At 73.4% G+C, this 13,523-nt stretch carries 8 protein-coding genes and 1 pseudogene; 8 read left to right on the top strand and 1 reads right to left on the bottom strand.

Annotated features, from left to right (window positions below):
* The first annotated feature begins 1 nt into the window (after position 1).
* The 4 genes from dapF (at position 2) to panD (ending at position 5,381) form a co-directional block, all read left to right on the top strand.
* Positions 2 to 886 (top strand): diaminopimelate epimerase, encoded by an 885-nt coding sequence (gene dapF / locus OIE51_RS06470; RefSeq protein ID WP_326600523.1) that lies wholly within the window; start codon positions 2 to 4, stop codon positions 884 to 886.
* Positions 887 to 1,101: 215 nt separating this feature from the next.
* A complete protein-coding gene (locus tag OIE51_RS06465; protein ID WP_326596189.1) occupies positions 1,102 to 3,234 on the top strand; it encodes a RelA/SpoT family protein in 2,133 nt (710 codons plus the stop codon).
* Between the two features lie 226 nt (positions 3,235 to 3,460).
* The gene (gene hflX / locus OIE51_RS06460; protein WP_442812040.1) at positions 3,461 to 4,882 is read left to right on the top strand and encodes a GTPase HflX; all 1,422 of its coding nucleotides are present in this window, start codon (positions 3,461 to 3,463) and stop codon (positions 4,880 to 4,882) included.
* Between the two features lie 76 nt (positions 4,883 to 4,958).
* Entirely contained in the window at positions 4,959 to 5,381 is a 423-nt protein-coding gene (gene panD / locus OIE51_RS06455; protein ID WP_326596187.1) for an aspartate 1-decarboxylase, read from the top strand.
* A gap of 109 nt (positions 5,382 to 5,490) precedes the next feature.
* Here the strand turns inward: panD and OIE51_RS06450 are convergent, their stop codons facing one another.
* Complete coding sequence (locus tag OIE51_RS06450; RefSeq protein WP_326596185.1) at positions 5,491 to 6,708, bottom strand: trypsin-like serine peptidase; 1,218 nt, start codon at positions 6,706 to 6,708, stop codon at positions 5,491 to 5,493.
* A 290-nt stretch (positions 6,709 to 6,998) separates the two neighbouring features.
* Here OIE51_RS06450 and OIE51_RS06445 point away from each other — a divergent pair, with 290 nt between their 5' ends.
* The 4 genes and pseudogenes from OIE51_RS06445 to OIE51_RS06430 all read left to right on the top strand — a co-directional run bounded on the left by OIE51_RS06445 (position 6,999) and on the right by OIE51_RS06430 (position 13,494).
* A complete protein-coding gene (locus OIE51_RS06445; RefSeq protein ID WP_326596184.1) occupies positions 6,999 to 8,930 on the top strand; it encodes an IucA/IucC family protein in 1,932 nt (643 codons plus the stop codon).
* Between the two features lie 10 nt (positions 8,931 to 8,940).
* On the top strand, positions 8,941 to 9,603 hold the full coding sequence (locus tag OIE51_RS06440) for a GNAT family N-acetyltransferase (RefSeq protein WP_326596182.1): 663 nt from the start codon (positions 8,941 to 8,943) through the stop codon (positions 9,601 to 9,603).
* 46 nt (positions 9,604 to 9,649) lie between these two features.
* Positions 9,650 to 11,399, top strand: a pseudogene (locus tag OIE51_RS06435) (IucA/IucC family protein).
* A gap of 43 nt (positions 11,400 to 11,442) precedes the next feature.
* Positions 11,443 to 13,494 (top strand): ATP-dependent DNA helicase, encoded by a 2,052-nt coding sequence (locus OIE51_RS06430; protein WP_326596181.1) that lies wholly within the window; start codon positions 11,443 to 11,445, stop codon positions 13,492 to 13,494.
* Positions 13,495 to 13,523 lie beyond the last annotated feature (29 nt).

Raw genomic sequence — 13,523 nt, 5'->3', positions numbered from 1 at the left:
CATCGCACAGCAGCCCGTGCCGTTCCTCAAGGGACACGGCACGGAGAACGACTTCGTCATCATCCCCGACTTCGACGGCCGCCTCGCGCTCTCCGCGGCGACGGTGGCGCGGCTGTGTGATCGCCGCGCCGGGATCGGGGGCGACGGGCTGCTGCGCGTCGTGCGGTCGGCCGCCGACCCCGAGACCAGGGCACTGGCCGGCGAGGCCGAGTGGTTCATGGACTACCGCAACGCGGACGGCGGCACAGCCGAGATGTGCGGGAACGGGGTGCGGGTCTTCGCGCGGTATCTGCGGCGCGCCGGGCTCGTCAAGGGTGGCGACCTGGCCGTCGCCACCCGGGCCGGGGTCCGCCGGGTCCGCTTCGAGGAGGACGGGAGCGTCACCGTCGCCATGGGCGCGGCCCGCCTGCCGTCCGGGCCCGACCCCTCGGTGACCGTCACCGTGGGCGACCGCGTCTGGCCCGCGCGCCACATCGACATGGGGAACCCGCACGCCGTCGCGTTCGTCGGCGACCTCGCGGAGGCCGGGCCGCTCCTCGACGCGCCGGCTGTCCATCCGGCCGACGCCTATCCGCGCGGGGTCAACGTGGAGTTCGTCGCGGACCGCGGACCGCGCCACGTGGCGCTCCGGGTGCACGAGCGCGGCTCCGGCGAGACCCGCTCCTGCGGCACGGGCGCCTGCGCCGTCATGGTCGCCGCGGCCCGCCGCGACGGCCTCGACCCGGTGGACGGCGGTGGCGATGCCACCACCTACACCGTGGACGTGCCGGGCGGTCGGCTGCTGATCACCGAGCACCCGGACGGCGAGATCACCATGACAGGCCCGGCGGTCATCGTCGCGGAGGGGACGATCGACCCCGCGTGGCTCAGCGCCTCCCCTGAGTGACCTCACTTGAGCGACCCCGCTGATACCGGCCGGGGGCCCTGCGGGTTTCGGCCACCTTTCCCAGAACATAAGTCACTGGAATGGGTGATCCCACGCGATCGGGGCGGTCGCCGGTCAGTAGCGCGTGGTGGGCTCGGTAGCATCAAGCACCGGCGCCGCTGCGGGATCAACGGGGACGCGGTCCGGTCACGGAGACCGCGGGAGGTGCGCATCCCATGAGCGCAGAGGCGACCACACCGAGCGGCACGGCCGGCGGACGCCGCGGTGGCCGCAGGGACATGCTGAGGCTGCGTCAGCTCGGGCGCGCCGCCGTCCTGCGGACGGCCCTGCGGGGCCGGCTGCCGGACGCGATCGAGCATCTGGCCCAGGCCCACCGCCGCCACCATCCACGCGCCGACCTGGGCATCCTGCGCCGCGCCTATCTGCTGGCCGAGTCCGCGCACCGCGGACAGTTCCGCAAGAGTGGCGAGCCGTACATCACCCATCCGCTGGCGGTGACCCTCATCCTCGGCGAACTGGGCGCGGAGACCACCACCCTGACGGCGTCCCTGCTGCACGACACCGTCGAGGACACCGAGGTGACCCTCGATCAGGTCCGCGCCGAGTTCGGGGACGAGGTCGGCCACCTGGTGGACGGCGTCACCAAGCTGGAGAAGGTCGACTACGGCGCCGCCGCCGAGTCCGAGACCTTCCGCAAGATGCTCGTGGCCACCGGCAGCGACGTCCGCGTGATGTCGATCAAGCTGGCCGACCGGCTGCACAACATGCGCACCCTCGGCGTGATGCGCCCGGAGAAGCAGGCCCGGATCGCGCGCGTCACCGGCGACGTCCTCATCCCGCTGGCCGAGCGGCTGGGCGTGCAGACCGTGAAGACCGAGCTGGAGGACCTGGTCTTCGCCATCCTCCAGCCCGAGGAGCACGCCACCGCGCGGGAGCTGATCCGCCGGCACACCGACCGGCCCGATCCGCTCGCGCGGGTCGCGGAGTCCGTGCGCGCCGTGCTGCGCGAGGCCGGGATCGCCGCCGAGGTCGTGATCCGGCCACGGCATGTGCTCTCCGTGCACCGGGTCAGGCTCAAACGCGGCGCGCTCGGCCCGTACGACTACGGCCGCCTGCTGATTCTGGTCGGGGAGAACGCCGACTGCTACGCCGTCCTCGGCGAGTTGCACACCTGTTTCACCCCGGTCGTCTCGGAGTTCAAGGACTTCGTCGCGGCCCCCAAGTTCAACCTCTACCAGTCGCTGCACACGGCGCTCGCCGTCGACGCCGGGCAGGTCGCGGAAGTCTTGGTCCGCACCCACACCATGCACCGCGTGGCCGAGGCCGGGGTCATCGCGCTCGGCGACCCGACCCGCCCCGGCGAGGGCGAGCCGGTCGGCGACGACGCCGAGCGCGGCGACCCGACCCGCCCCGGCTGGCTGTCCCGGCTGCTCGACTGGCAGCGGCAGGCGCCCGACCCCGACACCTTCTGGACCGCGCTGCGCGACGAGCTCGCCCGGGACCGCGAGATCACGGTCTTCGTCGACGCCGCCGAGGAGGGTCCGCTCCAGCTCCCGGTCGGCGCGACCTGTGTGGACGCGGCCTACGCCCGGCACGGCCAGGACGCGCACGCCTGCATCGGCGTCCGGGTCAACGGGCGGCTCGCCACGCTGCGCACCGTGCTGCACGACGGCGACGCCGTGCAGCTCCTGCTCGCCGCGGACGGCAGCTGGGGTCCTTCCCCGGAATGGCTGGACTACGCCACGACGCCGGCCGCCCGCATCCCGATCCGGCGCTGGCTCGACAGTGTCCAGGGCGGCGCGGACGAGCCCGCCGCGGACGACGCGCCGGCCACCGCGCTCGTCGCGGCCCCGGCCGCGTCCGCCGATCCGCCGCCGCCCGCCGGGCCGACCGAGGAGTCCGCGGCCGTCGTCGCGGGTGCCCCCGACGCGCCCGTGCGGCTGGCCCGCTGCTGCACGCCCGTGCCGCCGGACACGGTGTCCGGCTTCGCGGTCCGGGGCGGCGCTGTCACCGTGCACCGGGAGGACTGTCCGGCCGCGGCCGACATGACCGCCGCCGGCCGCCGCCCGCTGCGCGTGAGCTGGCGCTCCGGATCGGTGGGCTGCCGCGTCACGCTGCACGCCGAGGCCCTGGGCCGACCGGAGCTGTTCGCGGACCTCACCGAGGCCCTGGCCGCGCACGGTGCCGCCGTGCTGCACGCCGAAATCGAGCCGCCCCGCGAGCACCGGGTGCGGCACACCTACACGTTGCGGCTGCCGGACGCGTCCGGGCTGCCGAGGTTGATGAAGGCGATGCGCCGGGTACCCGGGGTCTATGACGTGACGCGGGCGGCGCGGCTCCAGCCCTGAGACCGGTTCGGAGAAGGGGCGCGGCACGCTCGCTAATCCGGGTGACGGCCGCGAGGGGGCGTGCCACTATGGAAATCCGCTTCCGGGGGCCGCGGAATGTTCCGGATCGCCCGGGCGTTAGGACAAGCAGTCCCCTCCATCCGACTTAAGGACCGCATTGACCTTCTCTTCCCTTCCACAGGACACCAACCAGCGCCGCGCCGCGGGCCGCCGGGCCGACGCCCTGATGGATGAGGACGTGGCCCGGAGCGAATTCGACGAGGAGCGGGACGGTGAGCAGTTCGAGCGCGCCGAGCGGGCCGCGCTCCGCCGTGTCGTGGGACTCTCCACGGAGCTCGAGGATGTCACCGAGGTCGAGTACCGCCAGCTGCGCCTGGAGCGCGTCGTGCTGGTCGGCGTCTGGACCTCCGGCACCGCCCAGGACGCGGAGAACTCCCTGGCGGAGCTCGCCGCCCTGGCGGAGACCGCCGGCGCCCTGGTGCTCGATGGCGTGATCCAGCGCCGCGACAAGCCGGACCCGGCCACGTACATCGGCTCGGGCAAGGCCCAGGAGCTGCGTGATCTGGTGCTGGAGACGGGCGCCGACACCGTTGTGTGCGACGGTGAGCTCAGCCCCGGCCAGCTCATCCACCTGGAGGACGTCGTCAAGGTGAAGGTGGTCGACCGGACCGCCCTGATCCTCGACATCTTCGCCCAGCACGCCAAGTCCCGCGAGGGCAAGGCGCAGGTCTCGCTGGCCCAGATGCAGTACATGCTGCCGCGCCTGCGCGGCTGGGGTCAGTCGCTCTCCCGCCAGATGGGCGGCGGCGGATCCAGCGGCGGCGGGGGCATGGCGACCCGCGGCCCCGGTGAGACCAAGATCGAGACCGACCGGCGGCGGATCCGCGAGAAGATGGCGAAGATGCGCCGGGAGATCGCGGAGATGAAGACCGGCCGTGACCTCAAGCGGCAGGAGCGGCATCGCAACAAGGTGCCCTCGGTCGCCATCGCCGGCTACACCAACGCCGGCAAGTCCTCCCTGCTCAACCAGCTCACCGGCGCGGGCGTGCTGGTGGAGAACGCGCTGTTCGCCACCCTCGACCCGACCGTGCGCAGGTCCACGACCCCCAGCGGGCGGCTGTACACCCTCGCCGACACCGTCGGCTTCGTGCGGCACCTGCCGCACCACCTGGTCGAGGCGTTCCGCTCCACGATGGAGGAGGTCGGCGACGCCGACCTGATCCTCCACGTCGTGGACGGCTCGCACCCGGTGCCCGAGGAGCAGCTCGCGGCCGTCCGTGAGGTGATCCGCGATGTCGGGGCGAAGGACATTCCCGAGATCGTGGTGGTCAACAAGGCCGATGTCGCCGACGAGCTCACCCTCCAGCGGCTGATGCGCGCTGAGAAGCGGGCGATCGCCATCTCGGCGCACACCGGGATGGGCATTCCGGAGCTGCTGGCCTGGATCGACGCGGAGCTGCCGCACCCCGAGGTCGAGCTGGAGGCCCTGGTGCCGTATACGCAGGGGGCGCTCGTCTCCCGCGTGCACGCCGAGGGCGAGGTCCTGACCGAGGAGCACACGGGCGAGGGCACGCTGCTGAAGGCCCGGGTGCACCCCGAGCTGGCCGCGGTGCTGGAGCCTTTCGTCCCGGCGCGTACGCGCGGGTAATACGCGGTTAGCATGGTGCGGACGGCGCGTATCCCACCCCGGAACGCGACCCCAGAAAGAGCCGGGAGAGCCGATCGTGTTGCGCACCATGTTCAAGTCGAAGATCCACCGTGCCACGGTGACCGAGGCCGACCTCCACTACGTCGGTTCGGTCACCGTGGACGCGGACCTGATGGAGGCCGCGGATCTGCTGCCTGGCGAGCTGGTCCACATCGTCGACATCGACAACGGGAGCCGGCTGGAGACCTATGTCATCGAGGGTGAGCGGGGCTCCGGTGTCATCGGGATCAACGGCGCCGCCGCCCACCTCGTCAAGCCGGGCGACCTGGTCATCCTGATCAGCTACGCGCAGGTGGAAGACGCCGAGGCCCGCCGCCTCAGGCCCACCGTCGTGCACGTGGACTCGGCCAACCGTGTCGTGCGGCTCGGCGACGACCCGTCCGAGCCGGTGCCCGGCAGCGACACCACCCGCAGCCCGCTGGCCACGGCCCGCGCCTAGCGGGCGCTCGCGTTGACGCCGAGGGGCCCGGCACCCACCCGTGATGGTGGGTGCCGGGCCCCTCGTGTGTGGTCACGTCCGGGCGTCGGGCCTCGGGCCCCGGGCGGGGTCAGCCGCCGCTGACCTCGGCGCTCACGTAGTCCAGCACGCCCCGCGCTTCCTCGTCCAGCCGGGGTCCGGCCAGCCAAGTGCTCTCCAGCGGGCCGATGGAGTTGACCGAGATCAGCTCGGGCTCGTCGTTCTCGTTGGTGCGCAGCCAGGGGCCGCCCGAGGCGCCGCCGGTCATGGTGCAGCCGGCCCAGTACATGACGGGCATGGTCGCGTCGATCGACAGCCGGCCGGGGTAGTCGACGCAGCTGTACATCAGGGCACCGTCGTACGGGTCGGCCGCCGGGAAGCCGTACAGCGTCACCGCGCCGAGCCCGGAGACCGCCGGGGCGTCGAAGTTGATGTCGAGGGCGGCGCCGACCGTCTCCTCCAGGGACAGGCCGCTGCCGTTCTCCGGCGCGACCGACAGGATCGCGAAGTCGCCGTGCGCGCCGTCGCCGCCGCTCTCGGTGCCGTTGTCGATCCAGTACTGGGTGGTGGACACGTAGTCCGCCCACCAGACGCCGTAGGGCGCGACATCCTCGTAGGCCGCGGACTCGATCTCCGCGGCACCCAGGCCGTTGTTGTTGTAGGCCGGGACGAAGCTCAGGTTCCGGTACCAGCCGCCGCCGGTGCCCGCGTGCACGCAGTGGCCCGCGGTGGCGACCAGGTTGGATTGGCCGGGGGCGTTCGGGTCCTTCACGACCGTGCCGGAGCAGACCATCGGGCCCTCGGGGCTGTCGAAGAACACCTTGCCGATCGGGGCGCCGTTCTCCGTGTAGGGGGTGGGCACCGCCTCGGCCTCGACGGCCACCGGCTCGGGGTCGGTGATGCCCCGGTCGGCCATCGGGTCGTCGGCCTCGGGGGCGTTCTGGTCCTCGTCGATCTGATCGTCGTCGATCGACTGCTCCGGGTCCTCGGCCTCCCCCATCCGCTCCTGGTCCCACAGGCCGTCGATGATCGGGTTGACGAAGTCGCCGACCTCGCGGAGCCAGGTCTCCTCGTCCCAGTCGGCCCAGGCGCCGTCCATCCAGGCTTCCACGTCGAATTCGAACGGGAGGTTGTCGATCAGGTCCTGGAGCTGATCGTCGCCCGTGCTCGCCTCCTCGCTCGGCTGCGCCCCGGCATCGGCGTCCTCGTCACCGTTGCAGGCGGTGGCGGTCAGCGCGAGACAGGCGGCCATGGCCGTGGCCGCGAGGGCGGCGCGGCGCCGTGGCCGCTGCCTGGGTATCGAAGACATGGGTGTTCTCCCCCTGGTGTGCTTCCTGGATGTGGTGCTTGACATGCACTCCGCCATAGTCGGAGTGGCTCCCCCACTATGCGGGTGTTGTTCTGGACGGCGGCAGCCGGGTCTGTGGTTCCTTTCCGGCCACGTGGGCGTGTCGAAGGATCTTGCCACAAGCCCGTGATCCCCGGCGTCCACCGTCGTTACCACGGATGGGGGAACGCCCCTGACGTCGGCAGACAGTGACAAAGGAGGAGGCGCCGCCGGTCCGGTCGGTCCGTGCCGGGCACGCGCGCCGCACACGGATGAACGCACGCCCCCAGCCCGAATCGAGCGCCTCCCCCCAGCGCCAGCCGGTCCTGAGTCGTCTCGCCCGGCTGCTCGACCCCTCGGACCCGCGCCAGCGGCGCGCGGGCGCGGCACCGGCCGGTCCGGCGGGCGCGCGGGACGGCCACGACGGTGGGGAGGATCCGGGGGACCCGCTGGAGGACGCCGATCCCGGCCGGGCCGCCGACGCCGCCTCCACGGAGAACCTGCTGCGCTGCTGGCTGCGCGAGACGGCCGTCGCCCGGCCCGCCGGCCGGGAGCTGTGCCTGCCGCTGCCCGCCTCGGGCGTCGCGCTGCGGGTCCCCGTGCGGCACTGGTCGGCCACCGGCTGGCACCGCTTCGGCCCACCCACGCTCGCCGGGGCCCGGGCGGGAGCCGGGCCGGTGGACGCCGTCACGCTCGCCGCGCTGCTGGCCCGCGAGGGGGGCCCCGAGCGCGTGCCGGAGACCGTCGCGCTGGTGGGCGGGGTCGCGGACTCCACGTTGCGCACCGCCGCGTTCCTGGCCGCGCGCCGGGCGGAGCCGGGTCCGGCGGCGCACGGCCATCCGTTCCTCGACGCCGAGCAGTCCCTGCTCTTCGGCCACCCCCTGCACCCGGCCGCCAAGAGCCGCGAAGGGCTGGCCGGCGAGGAGGCCGGCCGTTGTTCGCCCGAGTTGCGCGGCGCGTTCCGGCTGCACTGGCTGGCCGTGGACCGTTCCGTGCTCGCCACCGACTCGGCCTGGACCGAGGACGGCGCGGCCGTGCCCGCGGAGACGCTCGCCGTCCGGCTCACCGACGGCGGACTCGTCCTGCCCGGCGGAACGGTGCCGCTGCCGCTGCACCCCTGGCAGGCCCGCGACGTGGTGCGCCGGCCGGCCGTCGCCGCGCTTCTGGACGCGGGGCTGCTGCACGACCTCGGCGAGCACGGCGACCCCTGGTACCCCACCTCCTCGGTCCGCACGGTCCACCGGCCCGGCGCACCGGCCATGCTCAAGCTCTCGCTCGCGCTGCGCATCACCAACTCCCGCCGGGAGAACCTCCGCAAGGAGCTGCACCGAGGTGTCGAGGCCCACCGCCTGCTGGCCGGCGGGCTCGGGGCCGAGTGGCGTGCGGCGTTCCCGGCGGGCGCCGGCTTCGACATCGTGCGCGACCCGGCCTGGCTCGCGGTCGACGACACCGAAGGGCGGCCCGTTCCCGGCCTGGACACGATCCTGCGGCACAGCCCGTTCGGTCCGGACGACGACGCGCTCTGCCTCGCCGCGCTGACCGCGCCTCGCCCGTGGCCCGGCCGGCCGGAACGGGAGCTGCGCTCCCGGCTGGCCGTCGTCGTCGGCGCGCTGGCCGCGCGCACCGGGCGCCCGGTCCCGGCCGTCGCCGCCGAGTGGCTGCTGCGGTATCTGCGCGCGGTCGTCGGGCCGCTGCTGTGGCTGGACGCGCGGGCCGGCATCGCGCTCGAAGCCCATCAGCAGAACACGATCGTGCTGCTCGACGCGGACGGCTGGCCGGTGGGCGGCCGGTTCCGCGACAACCAGGGGTATTACTTCCGAGCCTCGCGCCGCGACGCGCTCCAGCGGCGGCTGCCGGGGGTCGGCGAGGTCTCCGGCACGTTCGTGACCGACGAGGTCGCCGACGAGCGCTTTGCCTACTACCTCGGCGTCAACAACGTGTTCGGGCTGATCGGCGCGTTCGGCGCGCAGCGCCTGGCCGACGAGGAGATGATGCTCGCGGCGTTCCGCGGCTTCCTCACCGAGGAGGCGCACGCCGCCACCGAGGGGCCCGTCTCCCCACTCGTCGCCCATCTGCTGGCGGCGCCGACTCTGCGCTGCAAGGCCAACCTCCTCACCCGGCTGCACGGCCTGGACGAGCTCGTCGGCCCGGTCGACGGCCAGTCCGTCTACGTCACGGTCGCCAACCCGCTCGTCACGCGCTGAAGGAGCCGCCGTGCCCGCCCCCGACACCGACGACGGCGAGGACACCGCCGACCTCCACCTGCCGCCGGACCTCACCGGCGCGCCCGCGGGCTACGGCAGCGAGCGGCCGGCCGACCGGCCCGACCTGCTGGACAACGTGGGCGACTGGGGCCCCGTCGCCACGCCGGTCGGCGTCTTCCAGCTCGTTCCCGTCGACCTCGCCCGTGACCTTTCGCTCGTCACCACCTGGATGAACGACCCGGTGGTGGACGCCTCGTGGCGGCTGGCCGGCCCCGCCGAGGGCACGGCCGCGCACCTGCGGCGGCAGCTCGACGGCGACGGCCGCAGCCGGCCCTGCCTGGGCGTTCTGGAGGGCCTGCCGATGAGCTACTGGGAGATTTACCGCGCCGATCTCGACCCGCTCGCCCGCTACTACCCCTCCCGGCTCCACGACACCGGCGTCCATCTCCTCATCGGCAGCGCCGAGGACCGCGGCCGGGGCCTCGGCAGCGCGCTGCTGCGCGGCGTCGTCGGCCTCGTGCTGCGCCACCGGCCGCGCTGCGCCCGCGTCGTGGCCGAGCCGGACGTGCGTAACGCCGCCTCGCTGGCGGCCTTCCGCGCGGCGGGCTTCCGCAGGACGGCCGACGCCGACCTGCCCGGCAAACGGGCCGCGCTCATGGTGGCGGACCGCTGAGCCGACCCCCCTCGCCCAGCCCCCGCACCCGAGGAGGTCCGTTCCCATGCCCGCACCCCCGGAGACAGCCTGGAGCCGCGCCGCCCGTCGGCTCCTCGCCAAGATGCTCGCCGAATTCGCCTACGAGGGCATCGTCACTCCGGACCCCGACGGCCCGCCCGCCGACGCCTACCGGCTGCCCGTGGCGCCCGGCCTCACCTACCGCGTCCGCGCCCGCCGGGGCGGATACGGACACTGGCGGTTGGACCCGGGCTCGATCACCCGGCCGGCGCCGACCCGCTGGAATTCATCGCCCACGCCCACGACACCCTCCTTTGCCTGTCCGGCGACACCACGGGCCACCTCATCCGTGAGCTCATGGCCACGCTGAGCGCCGATGTCGCCCTGGACGCGGGCGCGCTCACCGCCGCCGAGCTGGCCGACCTCGACCACGCCGAGCTGGAGGGGCGGCAGACCGGGCACCCCTGGCTGGTGGCCAACAAGGGGCGGATGGGCTTCTCGGCCGCCGACACCGCGGGCTGGGCGCCCGAGGCACGCACTCCCCGGCCGCTGCCGTGGCTCGCCGTCCACCGCGGGCTGGCGCGCTACCGGGGCACGGCCCCGCCGGCCGCGCCCGGATCGCTGTACGCCGAGGAGCTGTCCGGGCCGACACGCGACGCCTTCGACCGCATCGTCGCCGAACGCGGCCGGGCCCCGGGCGACTATCTGTGGCTGCCGGTCCACCCCTGGCAATGGGACGAGACGATAGCCCCCCTCTACGCCCCGCAGATCGCGGCCGGGGACGTCATACCTGTGCCGACGGACGGCGATCTGCGGCTGCCGCAGCAGTCCCGCCGCACCTTCCTGAACTCTCCCGTCCCGACGCGCGCAGTGTGAAGCTGCCGCTGTCCATCCTCAACACGCTGGTCTGGCGCGGCCTGCCCACCGAGCGCACCCTTGCCGCCCCGGCCGTGACCGGCTGGATGCACGGGGTGCGCGACGCCGATCCGTTCCTCGCCGAGGACACCCGGGTGATCCTGCTCGGCGAGGTCGCCTCCGTCACCGTCGAGCATCCGCTGTACGACCGGCTGGACACCGTGCCCCACCAGTACCGCGAGCTGCTGGGCTGCATCTGGCGGGAGCCGGTCGGCCCGTATCTCGGCCCGGGGGAGCGGGCTCGGACGCTGGCCGCCCTGCTCGCCACCGACACCGAAGGCCGGTCGCTCACCGCCGAGCTCGTCCACCGCTCCGGGCTGGCCCCGCGCGTGCGGGTGCGGCGTCTGTTCGAGGCGCTGCTGCCGCCGCTGCTGCGCTTCCTCTACACGTACGGCACGGTCTTCTCCCCGCACGGCGAGAACGCCCTGATCGTCTTCGACGAGGGGGACGTCCCCGCCCGGCTCGCCGTCAAGGACTTCGTCGACGACGTGAACCTGAGCGCGGAGCCGTTGCCGGAGTTGGACGGGGCGCCGGACGAGGTGCGCCGGGTGCTGCTGACCGAACGCCCGGGATTCCTCACGCAGTTCATCCACTCCGGGCTGTTCGTCGGCGTCTTCCGATACCTCGCGCCGCTGTGCGAGGAACAACTGGGCGTGCCGGAGCGCGCTTTCTGGTCACTCGTACGAGCGGAAATCGACCGGCACCAGCGGCGGTTCCCCGAGCTGAAGGAGCGCTACGAGACCTTCGACCTGCTGACTCCGCGCATCGAGCGGCTCTGCTTGAACCGCAACCGGCTCTATCTGGACGGCTACCGGGACCGGCCGCGGCGGCCGCACGCGGCCGTGCACGGAACTGTCGCGAATCCGCTGCACTCCCCCTGAGCGGGCGGCGGATGTCAGAGCCGCCGCGTAAGGTGACAGCCCTATGACTGTCACATCCGGGGAGCCCTCCGCGCCCACCGAGTCACCCGTGTCCGAGGAGCCCACCGGGCTCGCCCTCACGGATCTGCTGCACGCCGCGGTCGCCGCCGTGGGCGGGGCCGAGCGGCCGGGGCAGGTCGCCATGGCCCAGGCCGTGGCCGAGGCCATCGAGGACGACACGCATCTGCTGGTCCAGGCGGGCACCGGGACCGGTAAGTCGCTGGGCTATCTGGTGCCGGCTGTCGCGGGCGGCGACCGCGTCGTCGTCGCCACCGCGACGCTGGCGCTGCAGCGGCAGCTCATCGAGCGGGATCTGCCGCGCACGGTCGAGGCGTTGCACCCGCTGCTGCGCCGTCGCCCGGAGTTCGCCACGCTCAAGGGCCGGTCGAACTATGTGTGTCTGCACCGCTTGCGTGAGGGCGTGCCGCAGGAGGACGAGGAGGGCCTCTTCGACCCCTTCGAGGCCGCCCAGGCGGCTCAGCAGGCGGTCGGAGGGCCGAGCAGCAGGCTGGGCAAGGACCTGCTGCGGCTGCGGGACTGGGCCGATGAGACCCAGACAGGGGACCGGGACGACCTGACGCCCGGTGTCTCGGACCGCGCCTGGTCGCAGGTGTCGGTCTCGTCGCGGGAGTGCCTGGGCGCGAGCAAGTGCGCGTACGGGGCCGAGTGCTTCGCCGAGGCGGCCAGGGAGCGGGCGAAGCTGGCCGAGGTCATCGTCACCAACCACGCGCTGCTGGCCATCGACGCCATCGAGGGCGCCCCCGTGCTCCCGGGCCACGACGTGCTGATCGTCGACGAGGCGCATGAGCTGGTGTCCCGGGTCACCGGCGTCGCCACCGGCGAGCTGACCCCGGGCTCGGTCAGCCGGGCGGTGCGGCGCGCCGCCCGGCTCATCGACGAGAAGATCGCGGACCAGTTGCAGACGGCGGCGGAGACGTTCGAGCGCCTGATGGAGCTGGCCCTCCCCGGACGGCTGGAGAAGATCCCCGACGACCTGGGGTACGCGCTGATGGCGCTGCGGGACGCGGCCCGCGCGGTGATCACCGCCCTGGGGAACACGCGGGACGCCTCGCTCGCGGACGAGGACGTGGTGCGCAAGCAGGCACTGGCCTCGATCGAGACGATCCAGGACGTCGCGGAGCGGATCACGCAGGGCTCCGAGTACGACGTGGTCTGGTTCGAGCGGCACGACCGGTATGGCGCCTCGCTGCGGGTGGCCCCGCTGTCCGTCTCCGGGCTGCTGCGGGAGAAGCTCTTCGCGGAGCGCTCGGTCGTGCTCACCTCGGCGACGCTCAAGCTCGGCGGCGACTTCAACGGCGTGGGCGCCTCGCTCGGGCTGGCCCCGGAGGGGGAGCACGGCGAGGACTTCCCGGAGTGGAAGGGCCTGGACGTGGGGTCCCCGTTCGACTATCGCAAGCAGGGCATCCTCTATGTCGCGCAGCATCTGTCGCCGCCCGGCCGGGAGGGCAGCCGCGCCGACATGCTGGACGAGCTGGCCGAGCTGGTGGAGGCAGCGGGCGGGCGGACACTCGGGCTGTTCTCCTCGATGCGGGGCGCGCAGGCGGCGGCCGAGGAGCTCCGCGGTCGGCTCGACCTGCCGATCCTGCTCCAGGGGGAGGAGACCCTGGGCGAGCTGATCCGGACCTTCGCCGAGGACACGCGGACCTGTCTGTTCGGCACGCTCTCGCTCTGGCAGGGGGTGGATGTGCCTGGGCCGAGCTGTCAGCTCGTGGTGATGGACCGCATCCCGTTCCCGCGCCCTGACGATCCGCTGGTCAGCGCCCGGCAGAAGGCGGTGGAGGAAGCGGGGGGGAATGGATTCATGGCGGTGGCGGCCACGCATGCCGCGCTGCTGATGGCCCAGGGAGCGGGGCGGCTGGTCCGTGCCACGGGCGACCGGGGCGTGGTGGCCGTGCTGGATCCCCGGCTGGCCAAGGCGCGCTACGGAGCGTTCCTCCGCGCCTCGATGCCCGGCTTCTGGTACACGACCGATCGCAATCAGGCGCGCCGGTCGCTCGCGGCGATCGACGCGGCAGCGCGGGCGACCGCGTCGTGAGAAGGGGCGCGAGCCAGAGGGCGCGGTCG

Source organism: Streptomyces sp. NBC_01803, assembly GCF_035917415.1.
Taxonomy (GTDB): domain Bacteria; phylum Actinomycetota; class Actinomycetes; order Streptomycetales; family Streptomycetaceae; genus Streptomyces.
Note: the sequence above shows the minus strand (reverse complement) of the source record. Positions and strands in the feature narration are given on the sequence as shown.

Excerpts from the sequence above, each read along its gene's own strand:
- OIE51_RS06450 (WP_326596185.1), bottom strand. The coding sequence starts at position 6,708 with ATGTCTTCGATACCCAGGCAGCGGCCACGGCGCCGCGCCGCCCTCGCG.
- hflX (WP_442812040.1), top strand. The coding sequence starts at position 3,461 with ATGGATGAGGACGTGGCCCGGAGCGAATTCGACGAGGAGCGGGACGGT.
- OIE51_RS06430 (WP_326596181.1), top strand. The coding sequence starts at position 11,443 with ATGACTGTCACATCCGGGGAGCCCTCCGCGCCCACCGAGTCACCCGTG.
- OIE51_RS06445 (WP_326596184.1), top strand. The coding sequence starts at position 6,999 with ATGAACGCACGCCCCCAGCCCGAATCGAGCGCCTCCCCCCAGCGCCAG.
- OIE51_RS06465 (WP_326596189.1), top strand. The coding sequence starts at position 1,102 with ATGAGCGCAGAGGCGACCACACCGAGCGGCACGGCCGGCGGACGCCGC.